Source organism: Acinetobacter sp. GRABPA_MV_2, from assembly GCF_056725885.1.
Map to the genome: position 1 here is coordinate 101,257 of NZ_JBWZNA010000002.1, position 25,080 is coordinate 126,336.

General features: G+C 37.1%; 25 protein-coding genes. 17 read left to right on the forward strand and 8 right to left on the reverse strand.

Going from position 1 to position 25,080, the window contains the following annotated elements; genetic code table 11:
* Window positions 1-175: 175 nt before the first annotated feature.
* Window positions 176-1,183 (forward strand): helix-turn-helix transcriptional regulator, encoded by a 1,008-nt coding sequence (locus tag ACXM0J_RS02255; RefSeq protein WP_199976093.1) that lies wholly within the window; start codon window positions 176-178, stop codon window positions 1,181-1,183.
* Between the two features lie 377 nt (window positions 1,184-1,560).
* Here ACXM0J_RS02255 and mnmG read toward each other — a convergent pair whose 3' ends face one another.
* Window positions 1,561-3,441 carry a tRNA uridine-5-carboxymethylaminomethyl(34) synthesis enzyme MnmG gene (gene mnmG / locus ACXM0J_RS02260; protein WP_017385460.1) on the reverse strand — a complete coding sequence of 627 codons (1,881 nt, stop codon included), beginning with the start codon at window positions 3,439-3,441 and terminating at the stop codon, window positions 1,561-1,563.
* A gap of 232 nt (window positions 3,442-3,673) precedes the next feature.
* On the opposite strand from mnmG, the gene ACXM0J_RS02265 reads away from it, so the two are divergent.
* From ACXM0J_RS02265 to ACXM0J_RS02315, 11 genes are all read left to right on the forward strand, one after another.
* Complete coding sequence (locus tag ACXM0J_RS02265; RefSeq protein ID WP_002119672.1) at window positions 3,674-3,904, forward strand: hypothetical protein; 231 nt, start codon at window positions 3,674-3,676, stop codon at window positions 3,902-3,904.
* 154 nt (window positions 3,905-4,058) lie between these two features.
* Complete coding sequence (prmA, locus tag ACXM0J_RS02270) at window positions 4,059-4,958, forward strand: 50S ribosomal protein L11 methyltransferase (RefSeq protein ID WP_479750192.1); 900 nt, start codon at window positions 4,059-4,061, stop codon at window positions 4,956-4,958.
* Between the two features lie 16 nt (window positions 4,959-4,974).
* Entirely contained in the window at window positions 4,975-5,820 is an 846-nt protein-coding gene (locus ACXM0J_RS02275) for a zinc-ribbon and DUF3426 domain-containing protein (RefSeq protein ID WP_086265900.1), read from the forward strand.
* A gap of 376 nt (window positions 5,821-6,196) precedes the next feature.
* Window positions 6,197-6,466, forward strand: coding sequence for a DNA-binding transcriptional regulator Fis (gene fis / locus ACXM0J_RS02280; RefSeq protein ID WP_001086304.1), 270 nt, complete (start codon window positions 6,197-6,199; stop codon window positions 6,464-6,466).
* 85 nt (window positions 6,467-6,551) lie between these two features.
* Window positions 6,552-8,126, forward strand: coding sequence for a bifunctional phosphoribosylaminoimidazolecarboxamide formyltransferase/IMP cyclohydrolase (gene purH, locus ACXM0J_RS02285; protein ID WP_086265971.1), 1,575 nt, complete (start codon window positions 6,552-6,554; stop codon window positions 8,124-8,126).
* A 123-nt stretch (window positions 8,127-8,249) separates the two neighbouring features.
* Entirely contained in the window at window positions 8,250-9,536 is a 1,287-nt protein-coding gene (gene purD / locus ACXM0J_RS02290) for a phosphoribosylamine--glycine ligase (RefSeq protein ID WP_005073571.1), read from the forward strand.
* Between the two features lie 472 nt (window positions 9,537-10,008).
* Complete coding sequence (locus tag ACXM0J_RS02295; RefSeq protein WP_086265899.1) at window positions 10,009-10,881, forward strand: MetQ/NlpA family ABC transporter substrate-binding protein; 873 nt, start codon at window positions 10,009-10,011, stop codon at window positions 10,879-10,881.
* 76 nt (window positions 10,882-10,957) lie between these two features.
* Entirely contained in the window at window positions 10,958-11,983 is a 1,026-nt protein-coding gene (locus ACXM0J_RS02300; RefSeq protein ID WP_086265898.1) for a methionine ABC transporter ATP-binding protein, read from the forward strand.
* Window positions 11,980-12,675: a methionine ABC transporter permease gene (locus ACXM0J_RS02305; protein WP_086265897.1), complete on the forward strand. Its 696-nt coding sequence runs from the start codon at window positions 11,980-11,982 to the stop codon at window positions 12,673-12,675. Before ACXM0J_RS02300 ends, ACXM0J_RS02305 begins: the two co-directional genes overlap by 4 nt.
* Window positions 12,676-12,827: 152 nt before the next feature.
* The gene (gene gloB / locus ACXM0J_RS02310) at window positions 12,828-13,559 is read left to right on the forward strand and encodes a hydroxyacylglutathione hydrolase (RefSeq protein ID WP_086265896.1); all 732 of its coding nucleotides are present in this window, start codon (window positions 12,828-12,830) and stop codon (window positions 13,557-13,559) included.
* A gap of 358 nt (window positions 13,560-13,917) precedes the next feature.
* A complete protein-coding gene (locus tag ACXM0J_RS02315; RefSeq protein ID WP_002119766.1) occupies window positions 13,918-14,121 on the forward strand; it encodes a hypothetical protein in 204 nt (67 codons plus the stop codon).
* A 165-nt stretch (window positions 14,122-14,286) separates the two neighbouring features.
* On the opposite strand, the gene ACXM0J_RS02320 is transcribed toward ACXM0J_RS02315, so the two are convergent.
* The gene (locus tag ACXM0J_RS02320) at window positions 14,287-15,585 is read right to left on the reverse strand and encodes a dicarboxylate/amino acid:cation symporter (RefSeq protein ID WP_086265895.1); all 1,299 of its coding nucleotides are present in this window, start codon (window positions 15,583-15,585) and stop codon (window positions 14,287-14,289) included.
* A gap of 449 nt (window positions 15,586-16,034) precedes the next feature.
* The gene (locus ACXM0J_RS02325; RefSeq protein WP_086265894.1) at window positions 16,035-16,607 is read right to left on the reverse strand and encodes a TetR/AcrR family transcriptional regulator; all 573 of its coding nucleotides are present in this window, start codon (window positions 16,605-16,607) and stop codon (window positions 16,035-16,037) included.
* Between the two features lie 137 nt (window positions 16,608-16,744).
* On the opposite strand from ACXM0J_RS02325, the gene ACXM0J_RS02330 reads away from it, so the two are divergent.
* Entirely contained in the window at window positions 16,745-17,947 is a 1,203-nt protein-coding gene (locus tag ACXM0J_RS02330) for an MFS transporter (RefSeq protein WP_213034451.1), read from the forward strand.
* A 70-nt stretch (window positions 17,948-18,017) separates the two neighbouring features.
* Here the strand turns inward: ACXM0J_RS02330 and ACXM0J_RS02335 are convergent, their stop codons facing one another.
* From ACXM0J_RS02335 to ACXM0J_RS02350, 4 genes are all read right to left on the reverse strand, one after another.
* The gene (locus tag ACXM0J_RS02335) at window positions 18,018-18,452 is read right to left on the reverse strand and encodes a GNAT family N-acetyltransferase (RefSeq protein ID WP_086265893.1); all 435 of its coding nucleotides are present in this window, start codon (window positions 18,450-18,452) and stop codon (window positions 18,018-18,020) included.
* Window positions 18,453-18,479: 27 nt separating this feature from the next.
* Window positions 18,480-19,853, reverse strand: coding sequence for a PQQ-dependent sugar dehydrogenase (locus ACXM0J_RS02340; RefSeq protein WP_086265892.1), 1,374 nt, complete (start codon window positions 19,851-19,853; stop codon window positions 18,480-18,482).
* Window positions 19,854-20,025: 172 nt separating this feature from the next.
* A complete protein-coding gene (locus ACXM0J_RS02345; protein WP_086265891.1) occupies window positions 20,026-20,445 on the reverse strand; it encodes a PH domain-containing protein in 420 nt (139 codons plus the stop codon).
* Window positions 20,446-20,512: 67 nt separating this feature from the next.
* Window positions 20,513-21,202: an aspartate/glutamate racemase family protein gene (locus ACXM0J_RS02350; RefSeq protein WP_479750195.1), complete on the reverse strand. Its 690-nt coding sequence runs from the start codon at window positions 21,200-21,202 to the stop codon at window positions 20,513-20,515.
* A 137-nt stretch (window positions 21,203-21,339) separates the two neighbouring features.
* Here ACXM0J_RS02350 and ACXM0J_RS02355 point away from each other — a divergent pair, with 137 nt between their 5' ends.
* From ACXM0J_RS02355 to ACXM0J_RS02370, 4 genes are all read left to right on the forward strand, one after another.
* Window positions 21,340-21,834 (forward strand): GNAT family N-acetyltransferase, encoded by a 495-nt coding sequence (locus tag ACXM0J_RS02355; RefSeq protein ID WP_086265889.1) that lies wholly within the window; start codon window positions 21,340-21,342, stop codon window positions 21,832-21,834.
* 166 nt (window positions 21,835-22,000) lie between these two features.
* The gene (locus tag ACXM0J_RS02360; protein ID WP_213034450.1) at window positions 22,001-22,573 is read left to right on the forward strand and encodes a nuclear transport factor 2 family protein; all 573 of its coding nucleotides are present in this window, start codon (window positions 22,001-22,003) and stop codon (window positions 22,571-22,573) included.
* On the forward strand, window positions 22,540-23,034 hold the full coding sequence (locus ACXM0J_RS02365) for a chalcone isomerase family protein (RefSeq protein WP_086265888.1): 495 nt from the start codon (window positions 22,540-22,542) through the stop codon (window positions 23,032-23,034). Before ACXM0J_RS02360 ends, ACXM0J_RS02365 begins: the two co-directional genes overlap by 34 nt.
* A 17-nt stretch (window positions 23,035-23,051) precedes the next feature.
* Window positions 23,052-23,747: a response regulator transcription factor gene (locus ACXM0J_RS02370; RefSeq protein WP_000526530.1), complete on the forward strand. Its 696-nt coding sequence runs from the start codon at window positions 23,052-23,054 to the stop codon at window positions 23,745-23,747.
* On the opposite strand, the gene ACXM0J_RS02375 is transcribed toward ACXM0J_RS02370, so the two are convergent.
* A complete protein-coding gene (locus ACXM0J_RS02375) occupies window positions 23,744-25,072 on the reverse strand; it encodes a sensor histidine kinase (protein WP_078221115.1) in 1,329 nt (442 codons plus the stop codon). The two genes, ACXM0J_RS02370 and ACXM0J_RS02375, sit on opposite strands and share 4 nt — an antisense overlap.
* Window positions 25,073-25,080 lie beyond the last annotated feature (8 nt).

The window sequence follows — 25,080 nt, forward strand, 5'->3', positions numbered from 1 at the left end:
TCAGTGCCACTTATATATCTATAGTACTTTTACGGCATTATTGTTCTAACTTTCTTCTAAATATTAACATCGTTTGCCCAACGGGCTATAAACCGAATCTGACAAACTTGCTAAATCTGTAAAGATTTTTTATTGTGTTGACACCAAAGCAATTGGATATAGATGTATTACGCTTATGTCTGTAATAGAAAAAGAAACTTCGAATAGTTTATATCGCCAATGGCAGATTTTATCTCGCCTACCGACCGGTAAATGGATCGGAACTCGAGAATTACAAGAAATGCTTGAACGTGAAGGTATTGATATTAGTTTAAGGACTATTCAACGTGACTTAAATCAAATTGCTCAACGCTTCCCGATAGAGAGCAATAAAGCCGTACCTCAAGGGTGGCGGTGGCAATCGGATGCACCTATTCAAAGCTTACCTCACATGACAAGTTCTCAAGCAGTAACCTTTATGATGGTTGAGGAGCACCTTAAGCACTTACTCCCTCCAAGCCTGCTTGATGAGATGGGACCATGGTTTGATTTAGCCAAACGAAGTCTTTCTACTCAAAATAATGTGAGACAGTGGATTAACCGTGTACGTATTGTTCCTGCAAGTCAACCTCTTATTCCACCTGTAGTCGATCGAAATGCTCAACAAGCAATTTATGAAGGCTTGCTCCAAGACAAGCAAATAGAATGCATTTATCGAGCACGAGTCAATCAGGGTGAAGACCGAACGTATATCTTAAATCCGTTAGCATTGGTACAAAAAGGTGCAGTAATTTATTTAATTTGCACACGACATGACAAAACTGAAGTTCAAACTTTTGCTCTGCACCGTTTTAAATCAGCAAAAGTATTAGACAGTCGAGCACTACATCCTGTTAATTTTGATATTGATCATTATATTGATTCAGGTGCTTTAGGCTTTAGAGTGGACTACAACCAGCCAACTGAATCAATTCAGCTCACCTTAACCATGACAGAGCAAACTGCTAAAACTTTTTATGAAAGTCAGTTAAGTAAAGATCAAACAATTACTCCACTTGAGGAAAATATTGTAGAAGTCACAGCGACTGTACCTTTTACATCTCAATTGGTATGGTGGTTACGTAGTTTTGGTAAGAAATTACTCCATATTGAACCAGTACAAGTACACAATGCTGTGCGAGAAATTGAAACTGAGAGTAAATAGATATAAAAAAAGAGAACCATAAGGTTCTCTTTAGATTTTGAATTGTAATTTTCTTAATTTTATATTGTTCTTATATTTTTACTTGTTTTCAGATCAAGATGCTCTCCCCCACCAAAACTGATCTGCTCTTTCTTTTGCGCTATTTTGAACATGAGCTTTGGCATGCCATTTCATATCCATTGTAGCGAATTGATTTCATTGTCATCATTAAAGCCCTCTTGTTTGAACGTGAATTTAATATAACTGGCGGCTCAAAATATGTGAAATAAGAAATAAAGGAAGCGAAATCTCTTTTCTTCCTTAGGAAGTTTCCATATATTTTTTGAACAGAAATAAAAAAAGCCCAGTCTTAACTGGGCTTTTGTACATTTAAATAATTAAGCTGTTTTCTTAATCATATTGTTCTTACGAATTGTGATCATTACAAGCTGAACGGCAGCTGGCGTAACACCAGGAATACGGCTTGCTTGAGCTAAAGTTTCTGGAAGAACTGTTTTTAACTTCTGTGTAATTTCACGTGATAAGCCTGACACTACATCATAGTCAAAATCGGCAGGTATTTTGGTTTCTTCAAGACGCTTTAATTGAGCAACATCTTCGTGCTGACGGTTAATGTAACCTTCATATTTCACAGCAATTTCAATTTGCTCACCCACTTGTTCTGAAACTTCAGAACCAGTAAGTTCAGCAATTTGACCGAAGGTGATATTAGGACGTTTAAGCAAATCAATCGCACTACATTCCTTACTCAAATCAGCACCCGTCATTTCAACGAATTTTTTACCCATAGGGTTATTTGGTGCTGCCCATAAATGTTGTAGACGAGAGGTTTCACGCTCAACCGCTTCCATTTTTTCGCAATAAGCAGCCCAACGTACATCATCAACCAAACCAAGTTCACGACCAATAGAAGTTAAGCGCTGATCCGCATTATCTTCACGTAACATCAAACGATATTCAGCACGTGAAGTAAACATACGGTACGGTTCTTTAGTACCTAACGTGATGAGGTCATCAACTAGCACACCCATATAAGCTTGGTCACGTTTAGGTGTCCACTCTTCCTGCTCCCACGCACGGCGTGCAGCATTTAAACCTGCAAGTAAACCTTGAGCACCAGCTTCTTCGTAACCTGTTGTACCATTAATTTGACCAGCGAAATACAAGCCATTAATCGCTTTAGTTTCGAGGGTAAATTTCAAAGCTTGCGGGTTGAAATAATCGTATTCAATCGCATAGCCTGGACGCAAAATATGCGCATTTTCCATACCACGAATAGAGCGAACAAGTTCAAACTGCACATCAAATGGAAGTGAAGTTGAAATACCGTTTGGATAAAGCTCGTGTGTATCTAGACCTTCTGGCTCCAAGAATACTTGATGTGAGTCTTTATCAGCGAAACGGTGAATCTTATCTTCGATTGATGGACAGTAACGCGGACCTACACCTTCAATAACACCAGTGTACATTGGTGAACGGTCTAAACCACCACGAATAATGTCGTGGGTTTTTTCATTTGTATGCGTGATATAACAGTTTACTTGTTCAGGATGCATAGAAGCATCACCCATGAATGACATCACTGGAGACGGGAAATCACCCGGCTGTGGAATCATGACTGAAAAATCAACTGAACGTGCATCAATACGTGGTGGAGTACCAGTTTTTAAACGTCCCACTGGTAATTTTAATTCACGTAAACGTTGAGCAAGTGCAATAGAAGGAGGATCCCCCGCACGACCACCGCTTGATTTTTCTAAACCAACGTGGATTACACCACCCAAGAATGTACCTGTAGTCAGCACAACTGTTTTAGCATCAAAGCGGATACCCATTTGGGTAACAACACCTTTAACGGTATCGCCTTCAACAATCAGGTCATCAGCTGCTTGCTGGAAAATGTCAAGATTTGCTTGATTTTCCAAAGTATCACGAATAGCAGCTTTATAACGCACGCGGTCCGCCTGAGCACGTGTTGCACGTACTGCAGCACCTTTACGCGAGTTTAAAATACGGAACTGAATACCGCCTTTATCGGCAGCTAAAGCCATTGCGCCACCAAGAGCATCAATTTCTCGGACTAGGTGAGACTTACCAATACCACCAATTGCTGGGTTACAACTCATTTGGCCCAAAGTCTCAATGTTATGGGTCAAAAGCAAAGTCTGTCGTCCCATACGCGCAGCAGCAAGGGCCGCTTCCGTACCTGCGTGACCGCCACCGATAACGATAACATCATAAACTTTAGGATAGTGCATGAGTACAAAAACACCAGAAAAAAAAGACGGAACATTATAGCAAAATTATCTGCTTATTGATGTACATAATTACAAAATTGTCTTCACATAATTTACGCTATGCCACATGATTTGACATTTTGTTTCATGAATTCAATACAAAGTGAATGTTTTTAAAATTAATTCATCTTAGAATAAAAAATGTACAGCACTTCTATGACTTTAAAATTAACGCAACGAGAAGGAATACAAAATGAAAACGACCATGTTAAAAATCTTAACTGCATCTCTAATTTGTTTTTCAGGCGTAACTTTTACCCATGCTGCTGATACGAGCAAAGCCGAAATGCAAAAACAAATTCGAGTCTGTGCAAAAAAACAGCAAGGTGAATGGGTTTCTTACAATCACAACGGTGTGACCTTTAACGGTACTTGCCAACCAAACGAAAATGGCAAGTTACAATTTAAGGCCCCTGCTCCTTAATCTGTTTTAACATAGGTATAGAAGAAGTCATTTATTTTCCGCTATATCTCATCAGTATTTTCAAAGACGGTCCATTAAAGATGGGCCGCTTTCTTTTTTAAAATGGTCTAGTCCGCTACAATACGCCTTTAAATAAAATTTTTAGGTCCTTTTCGTGAAGTGGTTACAAATACACATTACCGTTGATCAAGAACAAGTTGAGTTCACAGAAACACTTTTAATGTCTCTAGGTGCGGTAAGCGTAACGCTGGATGATGCTGAAGATCAGGCTTTACTTGAACCATTACCGGGTGAAACACCTTTATGGAACAAAGTTATTGTGACTGGCATCTATCAACAAGACGAACAAGACCCAATTGATGTCGACACTTTAGAAGCTTTCTTAAAAGCTCAACTCCCAGATGTTCCTATGCGCCATGAAGAACTTGAAGATCAAGTGTGGGAACGCGCATGGATGGATTATTATGAGCCAATCCAAATTGGGGAAAAGTTCTGGATCGTACCTGAATGGCTAGAACCTCCAGAAGCAGAAGCAACTAATATTAAGCTAGATCCAGGTCTTGCATTTGGTACAGGTAACCATGCAAGTACGTTCCTATGCTTACAATGGTTGGGCAAAACTGACGTTAAAGATAAAATCGTAATTGATTATGGTTGTGGTTCAGGCATTTTAGGTGTAGCCGCTTTATTATTAGGCGCTAAAAAAGTATATGCCACTGATATTGATCCGCAAGCTGTTTTAGCAACAAAACAAAATGCTGAACTTAATGGGGTATTAGATCGACTATATGTAGGTCTCCCTGAAGAATTCGATCAAGAATTCAAACCTCTGCAAGCAGACGTTTTAGTTGCAAACATTTTAGCTGGCCCATTGATGGCACTTGCGTCTGAGTTTGCAAATTTAACTAAATCTGAGGGCGAGTTTGCACTTGCCGGCGTAATCGAAGAGCAAGTTGCTGATGTTTCAGGTGTTTATTCTGAATTTTTTGATATATTAGATGTCGAAAAACGCGAAGAAAACTGGTGTCGCATTTCAGGAAAACGTAAAAAATAAATTGAGATTTTAACTCATGAATGAAAAACAAACCCGCTGCCCTAAGTGTTTAACAGTCTATAAAGTATCTCTTACTCAATTGACTGTTGCTCAGGGTATGGTTTGTTGTCCTAAATGTGATTCAAACTTTAATGCACTAACCAATCTGATTAATATTGAACAGCCAGTTATGGTCAATTCCAATACTTTAGCTAATGGTTCAATGCAAACAAAGTATATGACGCATTCTCACGTATTAGATATATTTGATCAAAAAGTTGAGAATTCTAATATTGATCTTTTAACCTATCTCAACAACTTAAATTACTTTCACAACGAACCTATTAATGCTCTACCAAATCTTAATTTAGCTGAGCAGGCATCATCACAAGAACAAGACAACAATAAAAAGCATAGTTGGCTGTACTACACGCTATGGATTTCTGCCAACCTTATTTTAATTTTAGTTTTTACTTTTCAAATTCTTTGGTTTAATCCTAAACTCATGCATGCAAGCCCAACCGTCAGCCATGCATTTAATTATGTTTGTCAAATACTGCATTGCAATAAATCAGCCGAACTTTATCAACTTATCTATATAGAAAAGTTAAAAGTTCGCAGAATTAATGCAGACCATACTCAGTTCTCAGGCATATTGCTCAACCAGAATGATAAAAGTATTGAACTTCCTAATCTAAAGTTGATTTTTGCAACAGAGCCAGACAAAACAGAGGAAATCATATTAACTCCTCAACAATATCTAGTTGAAAACTTAAGGGGTATTCAACGCATTCCTTCCAATACTCCTTTTCGATTTCAATTTGAGCTAAACAAAAGCAAAAAAAGGCTAGTAAATTATCGATTAGAAATTGTCCACCCCTAAAATGTAAAAAAAGTGAAAAAAAAATAAAAAAAAATGCAGTTAATTTGCTCACTTTTTCCTAGACAATGGTATTATACGCGCCACGAAAGCTTTGACTCATATACTCCTCGCTCTCAATCCCAAAAAAATACTGTTAAGCATGTGTGCTTTTCTACTTTAAGCACATAGCCTAACTTTTTTTGTTTTTGAGGGGGCTGTAACAAATATTTAATTATTGTTACGCTTATTTTTTATTCAATACGAAGAAATATGGCAAGCTAATTGTTCTTATGTTTTAGAGTCACTGTTTTAGGATCTAAAACAGGACTCCGTATTTTTAGACCACATTTATATACTACTTTACCCAAGTTAGTATTTGATTTTCGGATTAACTCGCATGAATAGCAAATCTCCTATTTTTACTGCACAATCTGATGTTGCTCTTCGCATCCACGTGGATCGCGCAGTTCGTCATTATTTTGCACAATTGCAAGGTGAGCAACCATCTCAGGTATATGACATGGTGCTAGCAGAAATGGAGAAACCTCTTTTATCTGTAGTTCTTGAATATACACGTGGTAATCAAACGCGTGCTGCAGAAATTCTTGGACTCAACCGTGGCACTTTACGTAAAAAGTTAAAAGCTCACGGTTTAATGAGTGAATAAATGATAAAATGCTCACGACGTCGTGGGCATTTTTTTATGCTTATTGGTTTTAATCCGTAGACTTGAAATTGTTGAATTAAACATCATGACTATTAAACGTGCTTTGATTTCTGTATCTGATAAGACAGGAATTGTCGAATTTGCTCAAAACCTTGCAGCTTTAGGGGTAGAACTATTATCTACAGGCGGCACATATAAGTTGCTTAAAGATAATAATATCGCGGTTGTTGAAGTATCTGAACATACTGGCTTCCCTGAAATGATGGATGGTCGTGTTAAGACTTTACATCCAAAAATTCATGGCGGTATTCTTGCTCGTCGTGGTTTAGACGAAGCAGTTATGGAAGAACACAACATTGATCCGATTGATCTTGTTGTTGTAAACCTTTATCCATTTGCTGCAACTGTTGCAAAACCTGACTGTACTCTTCCTGATGCAATCGAAAATATCGACATCGGTGGTCCTACAATGGTTCGTGCGGCTGCTAAAAACCATGCTTCAGTAGGTATTGTAGTTAATGCTTCCGATTACGACACTGTAATCAATGAATTAAAAACAGCTGGTTCACTTTCTTATGAAACGCGTTTTGATTTAGCTGTTAAAGCATTTGAACATACAGCTCAATACGACGGCATGATCGCTTCTTACTTAGGCGCTCGCATTGGTAAGACCGAAGGCGAAGCTGACTTATTCCCTCGTACGTTCAATACTCAATTGAACAAAGCACAAGATTTACGTTACGGTGAAAACCCACATCAATCTGCCGCTTTCTATGTTGAAGCAAATGCAAAAGAAGCATCAGTTTCTACTGCAAAACAGTTACAAGGCAAAGAATTGTCTTATAACAACATTGCAGATACAGATGCAGCACTTGAATGTGTTAAATCATTCGCAAAACCTGCTTGTGTTATTGTAAAACATGCTAATCCTTGTGGTGTTGCTGTTTCTTTAGACGGCATTAAAGCTGCTTATGATCTAGCTTATGCAACTGACCCAGAATCTGCTTTCGGCGGTATCATTGCATTCAACCGTGAATTAGATGTTGCAACCGCTCAAGCAATTGTAGAGCGTCAATTCGTTGAAGTGATTATTGCTCCAAGTATCGCTGATGGCGTACTTGAAGTAACTGGCGCTAAGAAAAACGTACGTGTTTTAGTATGTGGCGAGTTACCTGCAATTGATGCACGCGCACCGCAACTTGACTATAAACGCGTAAATGGTGGCTTACTTGTTCAAGATCAAGACTTAGGTATGATCACTAAAGATGATCTTAAAGTAGTCACTAAGCGTGCACCGACTGAGCAAGAAATTGATGACCTTATTTTCGCATGGAAAGTTGCGAAATATGTAAAATCAAACGCAATTGTTTATGCTAAAAACCGCCAAACTATTGGTGTAGGTGCAGGTCAAATGAGCCGTGTTAACTCAGCTCGTATTGCTGCAATTAAAGCTGAACATGCTGGTTTAGTTGTTGAAGGTGCGGTAATGGCTTCTGATGCATTCTTCCCGTTCCGTGACGGTATTGATAATGCGGCTAAAGCTGGTATTAAATGCATTATTCAACCAGGTGGTTCTATGCGTGATGAAGAAGTAATCGCAGCAGCAGACGAAGCTGGTATTGCAATGGTCTTCACTGGTATGCGCCATTTCCGCCACTAATTTAAATTTAGTCCTCCCTAACCCTCCTTTTATTCAGGAGGGTTTTCCACAATAATGGAGCTAAACTCCACCTTGATGGATAGAGGGGGATGAAAAGGATTAAAGTTAAGGAACAAATTAAAAATGAATATTTTAGTTTTAGGTAGTGGTGGTCGTGAACATGCTTTAGCATGGAAAATCGCGCAAGATACCAAAGTTACTCAAGTTTTCGTTGCACCTGGTAATGCGGGAACTGCGACTGAAGACAAATGCGTTAATGTTCAGCTTGATATTTTAGACAACCCAGCAATTATCGCTTTTGCTAAAGAAAATAATGTTGAACTTATTATTGTGGGTCCAGAAGCACCTTTAGTTAATGGTGTAGTAGATGCTGCTCGTGAAGCGGGTTTAAAAATTTGGGGACCAACTCAATACGCAGCACAGCTTGAAGGCTCAAAAGCATTCGCTAAACATTTTTTAAAGCGTCATAACATTCCAACTGCTTTTTACGAAGTATTTACAGAAGTTGATGCAGCTAAAGCTTATGTTGAAAAAAATGGTGCACCAATTGTAATTAAGGCAGATGGTCTCGCTGCTGGTAAAGGTGTAATCGTTGCCATGACCAACGAAGAAGCTTTTGCTGCAATTGATGACATGCTTGCAGGCAACAAATTTGGTGATGCTGGTTCACGTGTTGTAATTGAACAGTTCCTCGCAGGTGAAGAAGCTTCTTTCATTTGTATGATTGATGGTAAAAACATTTTACCAATGGCAACTTCACAAGATCACAAGCGTATTTTTGAAGGGGACCAAGGCCCTAATACTGGCGGTATGGGTGCTTACTCTCCTGCTCCGGTGGTAACTTCTGAAATTTTCGAACGTGTTATGACTGAAATCATGCGTCCAACTGTTGAAGGTATGGCTGCTGACGGACATGTCTACACTGGTTTCTTATATGCTGGCTTAATGATTGATGAACAAGGTCAACCACGTGTAATCGAGTTCAACTGTCGTTTTGGTGATCCTGAAACTCAGCCAATCATGATGCGCTTAAAGTCATCTCTTGTTGAATTGGTAGAAGCTGGTATTGCCGGCAACTTACCAAAAGAAGCTGAATGGGATGAACGTAAGTCAATCGGTATTGTACTTGCAGCCGAAGGCTATCCTGATAGCGTACGCAAAGGTGATGTAATTTCTGGTATTGGACAATCACCAGAAGATACTAAAATCTTCCATGCAGGCACTGCAACTCGTGAAGATGGTCACATCGTAACTTCTGGTGGTCGAGTTCTTTGTGTAACTGCATTGGGTGACAGCGTTCTTGAAGCACAAATCAATGCATTAGAAGTATGTGGACAAGTGACCTTCACAGGTATGCAATATCGCAGTGACATTGGTTACCGTGCTATTGCCCGTGAAAAAGCTGAATAAAACTAAAATAATGAAAAAGCTCTCTCTTTAGGGAGCTTTTTTATAATGTGTCACATTATAAAAAACATAAATTTTATTATATTTTCAAAGATATAAATAAATAGAAAAAAGCCCCCCCTATATCAATCACACTTTTATTGATATCATTAGCACACTGTTGGAACTGTCAATAAACACTGCTGTTTTAATAATTTCCATAGCGACTTGCTCTACTCATTATGACGGTAGAGAGTTTTTAATGTTCTAAATTTATGAACACTCGTTTGGCTACAGTTTGGGGATTAACTGTTTGGGGAAACAGTTTTTGTTTATAAACAATTACCCTCTGTCATAGCCCAAATATGCAAGCAAATTATGGAACCCCAGAAAAAGATAACAGAGTTTAAACAGTTGTAATTCCAACTCCTCCCTTTTCATATTGATATAGATCAATACGGATTGTTCCATATCTCCTCAATCAGGACTTTTTTACATGAAAAAGCTGATCAGCCTTTTTTTAAGTATGTCAGTAGTATTATTGGCAGCATGTGGTAAACAAGAAAGTACACCACAAACAGAACAAAACAATGATAGCTCCCAATTACAAACAGTTGTGATTGCCTCTACAGGCTCTGATGCTGATATTTGGCGTTATATCGCAACCTTACCTGAAACCCAAGCTGCTGGACTGAAACTAGAAGTAAAAAACTTCACAGACTATGTTTCTATGAATACAGCAATTGCAAATAAAGAAGTAGATTTGAATGCTTTCCAATCTTATTCTTATCTTGTTGCATTTAACAAATCAAACCAAGATAAAATTGCAGCGGTTTCGACCACATATCTTGAGCCAATGGGCATTTATTCAAGTAAACATAAAAAAGTTGAAGAGCTTCCTGAAGGTGCAACTATTGCAATCCCAAATGATGCTGCCAACGAGGCTCGCGCTTTACTTTTATTACAAAGTGCTGGCTTAATCAAACTTAAAGCTAATTTTGACCCCGCTCAAGGTAGTCCAAACGATATTATCGAAAATAGCAAAAAGATTGATATCAAACCAATCCAAATGGCAACTGCATTACGTATTAAAGACGAAGTTGATGCCGTTGCATTAGGTAACACTTTAGCAATGGAAGGTGGTTTGAACGTACTTAAAGATTCTATTTTCTATGAGCCTGTTGATCAAAGCACAAGACTTAATGTAAACGTTCTCGCAACTGCTGAATCACGTAAAAATGATGCAGTTCTGCAAAAAGTTGGTAAGCTTTACCACACAGAAGCAGCTAAAAAATATGTAACAGAACGTTTTGGTGGAACAAAAGTTGACGTAGATCAACCAATCAGCTATCTCTCAGAAGCTAAATAGTAATATAATACCCCCAAACGCGAAACAGGCAAATTCTCTTTGCCTGTTTTTTCTTTCCAGCATAGTTTTTGACGATATGATCCAATTTAAAAACATTTCAAAGCACTATCAGCTCAAAAGCCAAACCATACGCGCACTCGACCAAATCAATTTAGAGATTCCAGAGGGCAGCATTTTTGGCATCATTGGCTATAGTGGTGCAGGTAAAAGTACCTTAATTCGCCTGATTAATTTACTTGAACGCCCAGATGAAGGTCAGGTTATCATTAATCAAAAGGACTTCACTGCTTTGGATGCGCGTTCATTACGTCAAGAACGTGCAAATATTGGTATGATTTTTCAGCATTTTAATTTACTTCAAACCAAAACAGTTGCTGAAAATATCGAAATGCCAATGCGCCTGCTGAATTACAAAAAAGCAGAACGAGAAAAGCGCTTAAATGAATTATTAGATTTTATTGATCTTAAGCATAAAAAAGATGCTTATCCAGATGAACTTTCTGGCGGTCAAAAGCAACGTGTTGGTATTGCTCGTGCTTTGGCAAATCATCCTAAAATTTTATTATGTGATGAAGCCACATCTGCATTAGATCCACAAACTACACAATCCGTTCTCGAGCTTTTAAAGAAAATTAATCAAGAACAAAAGATTACAATTGTTATGGTTACTCATGAAATGGATGTAATTGAATCCATTTGTGATCACGTTGCAGTTATGGAAGCTGGTAAAGTGATTGAGCAAGGCTCAACCATTGATATTTTTAGCAATCCTCAACATCCAACAACTAAAAACTTCATACAAACTGTTTTACATCAACAGTTGCCGGTTAATATTTTAAATCAACTAGAAAACCAGCATCATCACAGCATCTACTGCTTACAATTCTTAGGCCGCTCGGCTCAAGAGCCAGTAATTCAATCACTTATTAAACAATTTGATATTAGTTTAAATATCTTGTTTGCCAATATGACTGAAATTAATGGCACAGTGATAGGTCAAATGTTTGTGCAACTTTTAGGTGAGCCTCAGTTGGTTAAACAGGCTATCGAGTTTTTAGAAAAAAATGAAGTGAGTGTAGTTCAATCAGGAGATCAAGTATGAGAGATTTAATCGTACAGTGGTTAACTGAACTTACTCAACCTTTCTGGCACAGTTCCCTTTCAATAGATCAGTTTGTAACAGCATTGCAAGAAACATTTCATATGGTGTTTTTTGCGCTTTTATTTGGTGGTATTTGGGGTTTCATCCAAGGTGTTATTCTGCTTGTAACTCGCCCAGAAGGCATTCTACCAAATAAATTTATTTACCATTTGCTCAATCCAATTGTAAATGCGCTACGCTCTCTCCCATTTATTATTTTACTTATTGCAGTTATTCCTCTTACCAAGCTATTGGTAGGCACTTCAATTGGTACTTGGGCAGCGATCGTTCCTTTAACGATTTACGTTGGTCCATATATGGGACGTCTGATTGAAACTTCATTACTTGAAGTAAATGAAGGAATTATTGAATCTGCTCAGGCTATGGGTGCTACACCTTGGCAAATTATCTATCGCTTTATTTTGCCAGAAGCACGCAGTTCGCTCATCTTAAACTTGACCACAGCAACAATTAGCCTAATTGGTGCAACGGCAATGGCTGGTGCCGTTGGCGCAGGTGGTATTGGTGATTTAGCGATTTCTTATGGTTACCAACGTTTTGATACAAGCGTTGTGATTTTAACAGTGATTATCCTATTGCTCTTAGTACAGATTGTACAGACGTTAGGTAACTGGCTCTCTAAGATCCGTTAAATTATTTATATAAAAAGCTCCCGAAATGGGGGCTTTTTTGTTTCATATAAGTCATTCTCATAAAAAGGTGGAGTGAGTGGATTAATACCATTTTCTGTTATTATCAAAAACAGTGATTACTTACTCTTTGGATTTGGTTTTAGGATAAAACAATGCGTTATAGAATTCATTTTATTGATGTACAAAATGCCCTCCAAAACTATATCTGGATTTTAGAAGACACTGAAACCCAAGAGGCTGTTGCAGTTGATCCAACACAAGCTGATCTTGTGACTCAATTTTGTCAAAATCATCAACTCACTTTAAAACAAATCTGGCTCACTCATTGGCATAAAGACCATATCGGTGGTGTTGCGGATTTATCGGCTGCCCAAAATATTACTGTCTATGGTCCACGTGATGAGCTCACAAAGATTCCGGGAATTACTCACCCCTTACAGCACAATGACCATCTAAAGTTTAATGAATTAAAAGTAGAGATTATTGCGACCCCAGGTCACACCTTAGGGCACATTGTGTATTTTATTGAAGAGTTAGAAGCTGTATTCTGCGGTGACACTTTGTTTGCAATGGGATGTGGTCGATTATTTGAAGGTACGGCTGAACAAATGTATCACTCACTGAGCCGTCTAGCAGCATTACCAACACAAACCAAAGTTTATTGTACGCATGAATACACCCTTTCAAATGCCGAATTTGCCTTAACGGTAGAGCCACATAACCACGCCTTATCTGAACGAGTTCAAGAAGTCCGTGAGCTACGTAATAAAGGATCAATCACTCTACCAAGTACCATTGAACTCGAATTAGCAACCAATCCTTTTCTTCGTGCAGAAAGCGCTGAAGACTTTGCTCACCTACGGTCACTTAAAGATAATTTTTAAAATTAAGCTTCTTATACAAAGATACAGTTTCATTTAAAAAACTGTATCTTTTTTGCATAGGGTTGTTGATCGTAATTATTTTTTACATTTACTTTATTTTAATTTCGTCCTTATTTAAAAAATATTATTCATTCCATATTTTCTAAACAATGCTCAAACAAACAACACCTTAACTAAAAAAATCTTATTTTTTAGTTACATAACACCTTCATATTTTTATAAAATTAAAAATATTTCTTTCTCTATTTTACTTTTTTTACAAGTTGCAAAATAAAACAAAGTTTTCCCCCTTTAAAAAATCTAATTAAAACCCTATTAATAAATGAGATGTAATGCCACGGATAGAAGGAGTTCTCACGTGAAAAAGGTTGTTAAAGCTAAAAATTTGATTGCGTTTCGTATTTGGTTAGAAAAGTTAGGGTATTCAGTTAAAAATCTTGCTGATGGAAAAGGTTTTACTTTTAGTTTTAAAAAAGAATATGGTTTAGTGACCTGTGATTTAGCAGGTAATTCATTAGCGATGCAATTAGGTGAAGAGTTTGAGGATCACTTAAAAGCATAATTTTTTACGACTCGATTTTAATTACAGTATTGTCTTTTTTGAAAGATAAGTAATATTGCAAAACTTTAGATTGGTTTAATTAAAATATATTGTTAGAAATTAAACAAAAAATCTGTAGCAGGGCTACTCTCCCAAATTACCCTCAGCTACAGATTTTTTATAAGATTATTCTGCTTTAGGGTTCTTTAAAGCTTTGTCTAAAAGATCTTTATCTAAAGCTTTATCCCATCGTGCTACAACAATTGTTGCGCAAGCATTACCAACCAAATTTGTTAATGCACGACATTCAGACATAAAACGGTCAATACCAAGAATTAAGGCCATACCTGCTACAGGAACAGCGGGTACAACCGATAGAGTGGCAGCCAGAGTAATAAAGCCTGCACCAGTCACCCCTGCTGCACCTTTTGAACTTACCATTGCAACAAGAAGCAATGCAATTTGCTCAGTAATTGATAAGTCTACATTACATGCTTGTGCAATAAACAAAGCCGCCATAGTCATGTAAATATTTGTACCATCAAGGTTAAATGAATAACCTGTTGGAATAACTAAACCTACCACCGATTTTTCACAACCAGCTTTTTGCATTTTATCCATTAAAGATGGTAAAGCTGCTTCAGAAGAACTGGTCCCTAAAACTAACCAAAGTTCATCTTTGATATAGCGAATTAAGTGAATAATTGAGAAGCCGTTATAACGAGCTACCGCCCCTAAGATCACTATGACAAATAACACCGCCGTAATATAGAACGTCATAATTAACAGTAATAAATTACCAATCGATTCGATTCCATATGCACCAATAGTAAAAGCCATTGCACCAAAAGCACCAATTGGAGCAAGCTTCATTAACATACCAACAAGGTAGAAAACAGGCGCTGTTAAGTTATTTAAGAAATCAGTAATCGGACGTGCACGGTCGCCCAATGCAGCTAACGAAATACCGAATAACACCGCTACAAATAGAACCTGCAAAATCTCGCCACCAGCCAGAGGGCTGACTAACGTTTGCGGGATAATATTCATAAAAAAGTCGGTAATATTTGTCGCATGCGCTTTTTCAACGTAAGTATTGACTTTATCGTTGACTAAAGTAGCTGGATCAATATTGAGACCTTTACCCGGTTGAATAATATTTGCCACAACCATACCAACCACAAGCGCCAAACTTGAGAAGGTAAGAAAATAAAGCATAGCTTTACCAGTTACACGGCCAACTCGGCTCATGTTTGTCATACTGGCAATGCCTGTAACAACAGTTAAAAAGATGACGGGGGCAATAATCATTTTAACGATCTTGATGAATGCATCACCAAGCGGTTTTAAACTTTCGCCAAGTTCTGGGTAAAAATGACCAATTAAAATGCCCAAAATAATTGCAAAGATGACCTGTACATACAAAATTTGGTGAAACTTCTGCTTTTTCTGTACCGTTTCTTGGTCAAGGGTATTGAAATCCATTATCTAAATACCTTTTCGATGGGGATAAAAAAATAAAATATAAAGCGCGCACCACAAGCCGCCTTATCAAGGAAAAGCCATTGTAAAGAATAAAAAACAGGCTGTGTTATAAATTTAAAAAATGTAAAATTCAACAATCATGTAATAAATCATATAAATATCATGCTTATCCGCCCCTTTTTTAAATTAAGAATCCAACAAAAATTATCCATAAGTCATTATTTAAATTAAATATTTTAATTAAAATTATGCACAAAAACAGCTATAGATACTTAATTGTGCCTTAGAGGACCATCATTTATTAAATAAATGATTTTACAAAAAACATATAAATTATAAATTATGAGGATTTAATTTAAAAATAATAAGTAAAATTGATATATGATTTTATAATCAACATAAGATTTTAACTATTTTAAAAAACAGTTAGATTCACATGCTGTTTTCTATTAAATAAAATCAGAATGTGCTTTAAATAACTGTGCTAATAAAGTATGAACATAGTCTAGGTTTAAAGCTCGATCAGTGAATAAAATTCGAAATAGCATAGGTGCAATAACAGCCTCGATAATTTCTTCATTATTTATAGTGGGTTCATTACGCGATTTAGCTCTTTCTTGAATAATATCGAGTTGCTGCATAATTAGAGTTTCACATTTTCGAGCATTTGAAGAATCAGTTGTATATAGTACATCTCGTAGTAATGTTTGCCCTACTTCAGAAGAATACTCTTCAAAATATTGTTCAATCCATGCAGTGATATCCAGCTGAAATGAACCTAAATCTTTTGGTTCCATATCAGGTTTAAGTTCATTTAGGGCTACATCTGAAAATAGCTGATTAATATCCCCCCAACGGCGGTAAATTGTTGAAGGTGTTACTCCTGCCTCATGAGCAATCATCGGTATAGTAATTTGGCTCTGTTCAAAGGTTTTTTGAAGCTCTTTTACCGCTTGATGCACCGCAGTTTGAATTCTTTCACTACGACCACCAGGACGTAAGCCAGTAACAACTTTTGCCATTTATAAACTCTGTAAAGGGATCAAAAAATTTATAAATATTTATATCTATATACAAAATACACTAAAGCTAAGGATTTGCTTTAGTGTAAAAATAATGTATAAAAGCTAAATATTCGCTTTTATGTTATTCATCTTATATGAACAATTCAAGTTCAAAACGGTCTGGATCAGTTTTTCAGTTAGATAGTGCAAGTGCATTGACACTCAATACAATCACGCTCATGACTTTTATGGCGGCGTCTAGTGCACCGACTCCACTTTATCGTCTATACCAACAGCTTTGGCAATTTTCACCTGTCACTTTGACTTTAATTTTTGCAACTTATGCTTTTACTCTGCTGGGTTCATTACTGATTATTGGTTCTTTATCTGACTATATTGGACGCCGTCCTGTCATTATTGCAGCCATTTTTCTGCAAATTATTTCGATGAGCTTTTTCTTATTTGCTTCAGATGTTTCGATGTTATTTATTGCACGGGGCTTACAAGGAATTGCTACAGGGCTTGCTGTCTCGGCTATAGGTGCAGCAATTTTAGATTTTAGTAAGCTTCAGGGTTCGCTTATTAATAGTATCGCACCAATGGTCGGCATGGCTGTTGGTATATTTCTAACTTGTTCTATTTTGCAATTCTCTGCCCAACCATTACAGCTTGTTTTTGAATTCTTGTGTCTTCTTCTTATTTGTGAACTCATTTTAAGTTTTTTTACTCCAGAGACAGCCCAGAAAAGATCGGGTGCACTTGCCTCTTTAAAACCTAATATGGCTATTCCGCCACAAACAAAAAGTGCTTTATTGAGTATTAGTCCGATTAATATTGCTCTTTGGATGGTCAGTGGTTTCTTCTTATCACTCATGCCCTCTTTACTGGCAAAAATTTTCGAGACATCTTCAGCGTGGTTAAACGGAATCACCTTCATGGCGCTAGCACTCTCAGGTGCAGCTGGTATATTAACGCTTAGGAAGTCGACAAATTACCGTATTTTATTAACAGGTACTCTTTCAATTGCTATTGGTTCAACTGTTTTATTTTTAGCAATTAATCTTACAAGTGCAGTAGTTTTATTTCTCGGTTCTATTATTACCGGAGTTGGTTTTGGTACAGCTTTTATGGGCGCAATCCGCACAGTAATGCCTCTAGCTTTACCAGAAGAACGTGCAGGTCTTATGGCTGCATTTTTTGTTGAAAGTTACTTGGCATTTAGTATTCCTGCAATTTTAGCTGGTTATTTTGTTGGAAAAGTTGGACTCATGCATACAGCCAATAGTTATATTTGTTTTATTATCTTACTATCGCTTGTTGCCCTTCTTCTGATTTTTAAAAACTTTAAAAGTAAATAAGGATTAAAAAACAGCCTCTATTGAGGCTATTTTTTATAGATGCTTTTTAAATTCTATTAAAAAGTATCTGCTACATACGTACCATCTCGCCTTCCTCATCCTTTACCGACGTTAAAAACTGCCAACCACATTTTTCATAAAATTCGGTATGGTCTGTTATTAAATAAAGTGTTTGGATGCCATGATTACTCAAGTCTTTACGTACAAAATCTAAAATTTGTTTTGCAATATTTTGATTTCGATAGTTCTCTTCTACAAATAAAGCACATAAGTTTGGTGTTAAATCTTTACGCTCATGGAAGTCATTATCAATGACTCCCGCTCCAGCAATTAAATGCTTATTTTCATTTAAAACAATGTACCACTGTGGAATAGCATGCTTTTGTTCAATTGAAATCTGGATACTATCAAGATAGGCTTCCACAGGGATTTGCCATTTTTTAGAAAACCACTGTGCAACCATTTCTTTGTATTGAGGATAATCAGATAACCGTAATATTTGCATAAAATAAACCTATTTTGTCCAACCTTTTTAAGGTTGAGTCACTGAACTACTAATGGATTGCTGGGTTGGACTCTCATAAGTCGTCTCAGCAACTGGTGAAACACGCCAGATCGTATTGCCGACATCATCTGCAACCAACACAGCACCTGAGAAATCAATTGCTACACCCACAGGACGACCATATGCTTTGCCTTTATCGCTAAGGAACCCAGTCAAAATATCTTGCGGTGGACCTGAGGGCTGTCCACTTCTAAATGGTACAAAAATGACTTTATAACCACTGTGAGGCTTACGGTTCCAAGAACCATGCTGACCGATCAATGCCCCTCCTCTAAATTGCGGCATGAGTTCGGCTGTATAAAATGTAAGACCTAATGAGGCAGTATGGTTACCTAGCGCATAGTCGGGTTTAATTGCACGAGCAACCATTTCCGGATTTTGTGGTTTTACTCGCACATCAACATGTTGACCATAATAGCTGTAAGGCCAGCCATAAAAAGCGCCGTCTTGAACCGATGTCATATAATCGGGTACTAAGTCACTCCCAATTTCATCACGTTCATTAACCACCGTCCAAAGTTTTCCACTTTGAGGCTGCCAAGCCATACCATTTGGATTACGTAGGCCGGTTGCAAATGGGCGTGACTGACCACTTGCAATATCAAACTCTGTAATTTGTGCTCGACCTTTTTCTTGATCTAAACCATTTTCAGCAACATTACTATTAGAACCAACGGTAATGTACAGCTTGGTTCCAGCTGGGTTAGCAATCACATTTTTGGTCCAATGGTGATTTAAAGGACCACCCGGTAAGTCCAATACTTTAGTTCCACTGGCTGTAATTTGAGTTTCCCCTTCTTGGTAAGGGAAACGCACCAGTGCATCCGTATTAGCGATATATAAGTTATTACCGACCAATGCCATACCAAATGGAGAATTTAAATTTTGAAGAAATACCGTTTTCTGGTCAGCAACTCCGTCTCCATTAGTATCACGAAGTAAGCTAATACGGTTTGCACTTGGATGAGATGAGCCTGCACGTCTCATCACAAAAGACATGATTTTACCTTTAATACCTTTGCTGTCTTCGGGTTTAGGCGGTGCATCTGTTTCAGCAACTAATACATCGCCATTTGGTAATACATAAAGCCAGCGAGGGTGTTCAAGTCCTTTAGCAAATGCTTTGACCTTTAAACCTTCTGCTGGAGTTGGCATAGCGCCATTTGGCCAACCTTCTGCTGGGGCTATATTAACGGTCGGTAATAAGCTTGTTTTTGGTTCAGGAAGTTTTGGTTCTGGCCCATAACTATCGATAATTGGATATTGAGAGGATGAAGCACATCCTGCAACAAGAACTACAACTGTAGTGCCTAAAATTGGCATTAAAAAACGTGTAAGCATCTTTTATCTCCATTTCTTATTTTTTCGCAATAAGCACAGGGTAATGCTTTAGAAGAGAGACTTATAGTTTATTTATTTAACCAAACTAAGGATTACCGTCTATATTTTCAAAATTTTAATACATAACTAGTGTTTTCTAGACATTTAAAAGACTCTATTTATCAACCACACATTAATACTTAGCGTTAGGATTATTGCGTAGCATATTTAAGAAACCCTCTTTATCTTTTGGCGAGATCATTACTGTAGCCACTCTGCTATCTTTCATATAATAAATTTTAAGCCGATCTAGCGATAATGCTGGAGAGGAAAGTGGATTATGAGTAGGTTCTATGCGAGTAATATCATTAATATTAATTTTCCATCGAAACACTAAACTCGTAATAATTAAAGTGTTGTTTTCTATTACGTAATACGTGTTAAAGACTGGAAGCCAAATAACCAGAATGACTAAACTATAAATGACAAGGTACGGAAAATTTGAAGCTAAAGAATAATGATAATTTGCTTCATAAATTTTCATAACGATATTGGCAGTGATCACAACAAATATTAATAAAAGCCACCAATCAATTTTTGATCTAAATTTCAAAAGTTATCCTCCATTTCTAAATTAAATTCTAATAATTTATTCATTCTCATTTAATTAGTTTATTTTCTCAAGTTAAGCTAAAACTTACCGCCTCTTTTGCGTGAATAGTGGTGGTATCAAATAAAGGAACCGAGAATTTAAGCTCGCCAATTAACATACAAATTTCGGTACAACCTAAGATAATTCCTTGAGCCCCTTCAGCAATGAGCCTCTCTACAATAGCAATGTACTTTTGCTGTGAATCAGGATTAATCACACCTAAACAAAGTTCTTCATAAATGATGCTATGGACTATTTTTCGGTCGGCTTCATTTGGAATAACGACATCAATTCCATAATCCTGCAATCGAGCTTTATAAAAATCTTGCTCCATTGTAAAAGCTGTCCCTAACAGTGCAACTTTACCAATGTTTTGACTCAAAATTTCTTTTGCTGTTGCATCGGCAATGTGTAAGAAAGGAACGGTAAATGAATCTTCAATCTGTGCAGCAACTTTATGCATAGTGTTCGTACACACCAAAATACAATCTGCCCCTGCTTTTTCTAAATTTAGCGCCTGCTCAGCTAAATATGCGCCAGCTTCTTGCCATAAACCTTTCGCTTGTAAGGCTGCTATTTCTTCAAAATCAACACTATTAATAATCACTTTAGCAGAATGCAATTTTCCTAATTTACCGTGAACCATTTTATTGATTTGTTGATAATAAAGCGCTGTAGATTCCCAACTCATTCCGCCTAATAAGCCGATTGTTTTCATTATTGAATCCTTCTATTTATGCAAAACTTATCTATATCTCTTATGGGTAAAGCGCAGCTAGAATAAAATTGCTTTCTTTATTGAATTATTATTCATCTTATAAGCTATAATTTTTTAAACTATTTAATAAGAACTCTATGTTAGAAACAGAACGTTTAATTTTACGGCCATTCCTTGAAGAAAACTTACCTATTATGTTGGAGATGTTTCAAGACAAAGATTTTATGGCTTTTTCACCTCATGGTGCCTTATCAACTGAGGCAGCAACTGATCGTTTTTTAGAAATTTTGGAGCACTATAAAAATCATAATTTTGGCAAAATGGCTATCGTCTTAAAAGATACCTATAAAATTATTGGTTATTGTGGTTTTGAAACTTGTGAGGTTGATGGCAAAGCAGAAGCTGAACTAGGTTTTAGACTTATTAAAAGTGAACGAAATAAAGGCTATGTTGTTGAAGCTTCACTTAAATTACTAGAAGACATGCAAAATCGAAACTTTAAGCATGTGATCGCTTTTTCAGAAAAAGATAATTTACCTGCCCACAACTTATTAAATAAACTTGGTTTTGAAAAAACAAACTCATCTAATTACATGAATATGGACGTTATCTTTTTCAAAAAAGATCTGTAATTTCTTTGATAAAAAATAAAGCATTACTATAAAAAACTTTAAGTTAGTGAAGATCTATTGGCTTCAAGAAAACCAGCATTAAATCCAAATCATAAATATAAGAATTCACGCAAAATTCACGACCAGCTCTTTAATTTGATCTTATAAAGTTGGCTTGGATATCGACATGAAAATTATAACTACGGCCCTAGGGTTGATTACTTTGGTAGGTTTAACAGCTTGTAAAAGTGTGCCTAGTTACTCAGGTGACTATGGCAAAGCTGAACAAAAAATTACTGGTATAGAATTAGATGACCAACAGGCGCTAGATCTCGGCAATCGTTTTGTCGCTGCATTTAATACGCTCGGTACTCCTTCTTTTGTGAATAATGCTAGCAATCTTTACGCTGATCAGCTCTATATCAACGATACACTCTCGCAGTTCTCTCAAAAGAAAGATCTGATTAAGCATTTTGAAGGCATGAATGCCCGAGTGAATAATGTCACCGTAAAACTCATTAGTGCAACTCATCACCAAGATACAGCCTATATTCATTGGTACATGACCTATGACTTTAAAATGTTAGGTCGCTCAAAAACGATGGCTTCTTATGGAATTAGTCAAATTAAGATTAATGACCAACAAAAAATTATTTTCCAGCAAGATTATTGGGATCCAGCGAATGGCCTCTACCGTTCTTTACCCATATTTGGAGGAGTATATAAATGGATATTGCCGTTCAAAAAAGTCGAATCTTGATATTTCTAGGAATCTTAATCGTATCTCAAGCCAATGCGGCTGAATTGAAAAAATGCAGTTCAGCGCCTTTAATGGTTACGAGTAAAAAAGTGGGAAATGTCAGTTACTTTGCTGAAGATTGCTTAAAAAATTGGCAAAGCCAAAGCATCAAAATGGACTTTAGCTATAACAGAGATATTCCCGAGTGGGCATTTAAACGCGCAGCAACCCACTTTTTGAAGAAAAATGTTAGCGGCTTTGATGCGAAATCCCCGCTTAATCATATTAATGAACTATATAGGCCAATTAAGAGTGGAGATCTCTATAGTCTCTATTATCAACATGAAAATCAAAAACTAGAATTAAAATTAAACCAGAAGCTACTCGGCTCTTTGAACAATCCGAGTGCAAATCAATATTTTAAAATCTGGTTTGGTAGCGAACCATTTAATGCTAAATTAAAACAACAACTATTAAATTAATGGCTTAATAAAATCTCATGGGTAATCACTTTATCCTCATGGTTGAGGACCATTTTGAACTTGCAGCAACAGTCTGCGAATTTCTTGAAGTGCATGGTTATGTTGTCGATCATGCACGTAACTTAGATGCCGCACGGACTTTTCTCAAATCGCAGCATTATCATCTTTTGTTGCTCGACATAAATCTGCCTGATGGCTCGGGTTATGACCTATGCAACTGGCTACGCACCGAACAAGGCGTTGATATTCCCGTTCTTATGCTGACAGCAAGAGATACTTTAGATGACAAACTTAAAGGTTTTACTGCTGGCACAGATGATTATTTGGTAAAACCTTTTGATTTTAATGAACTAGTGATGCGGATTCGTGCATTAATAAAAAGAGCAGCTGGTGAAGTCACTCATCATAAAATTCAAATCCACGACTTAATTCTTGATAGCGCAACTCAAACCGTGGTTCGTGCCGGAAATAATATTGAGTTACCCCCTATTCAATTTAAACTATTAAAAATTTTGATGCGTCAGTCTCCAAAAGTGGTGACCAAGCAAGAACTGATGATGGAATTATGGGGCGACGAAGAACCTGAAAGCGATGCGTTACGCAGTCACATTTATAACTTAAGAAAAATGGTTGATAAACCTTTTGATCCTAAACTATTACATACAGTGGCAGGTGTCGGTTTAAAAATTGCTTTGGAAGACTCCGCGACTTAACTTAAATACACCACGACAATTAAGCCTGTGGTTGGCTCCAAATCGAGTTCAGGATGAGTGGTTAAATAGTACTGCCGATCAAACAGCTCCACTCGCCATCCTAATTGCTTGCAAAGCTTTTGTACCAATTGCAAACCAATGCCATGACCTTTAGCCTTTAAGGAAAGTTGTGTGTCGCTGAGCTCTTGCACCTTTACATCGTTAGGTAAAGAAATTCCAATTCCGTTATCTGCAATAATCAGGCTGTTTTTTTGTTGAATAATGTCGATTTGTGAACCTTGAGAATAGTTAAGCGCATTACGTAAAATATTGCTTAAAACCATTTGAGTCATAGAAGGATATAACCAGCGTGGCTGTTCAGCTGAGTCTGGATGAATACTAATATGTATTCCTTTACTCACACTCATCACTTCTAAACTTTCAACTAAATCCTTTACTGTTTTGGATAATAAATTTTTCTCAGATGGCAAGCTCTGTACCGTATTACGTGCAATCGCAAGTAAGGTATCAACGAGCAACTGCATATCTTCAATTGTATTGTGAAGACGGACTAAGGATTTATCGTCTCCATATTTCGCCTGACACAGTTGAACATTACCTTTCAAAATGGTGAGTGGAGTGCGTAACTCATGACTAACATCTCCAGTAAATTCTCTTTCGCGTCGAATAAAATCACTTAAAACCTGATGATATTTTTCTAAAGCTTGTTTGAGATATTCGGCTTCCATGTTGCCATTGGTATTAATATCTCTAAAAGGAGATGCTTGAGTGTCTTGATGTGCCCAATCGATATTTTCTAAAGCATTCGCTAAGCGCGTAATTGGAGAAAAATAGCGTCTTGCTCTTCGGTTTGACCACCACAAAAAGCTATATAAAACAGATAAACTGAACATCAGTGGAGCAAGACCAAATAACCAGATCAGTTTATTAACATTACTTTCGCCAAATACCAATAGAACATGCTGACCATTACGCTCACCATAGACCGTCATTCGTTCTTTACCATCAACGAATACTCTGTGCACGCCACTCTCTAAATGCATGCCCCGAAAAGGTTGAGGCGCGACCTGTGTATTCCACCGATATCCATATAAATTTTTAGTATCTGGTAAATCAGCATTTGGATTACGTTCTATGCGTAACCAGTAATGCTCCATTTCCTGTTCTAAAGCGGTTTTAAGTAAAGAGCCCTTAATCACCCAAGCACTACAAGCCAACCCGACCACGATCGATAATGCAATCAGACCAATCTGCAACCAGTAATATCGATTGAACATTTGGGCTAATGGATGACTCGCTTTGCCATCATGTCGAGTTTTTATCATATCTTTAT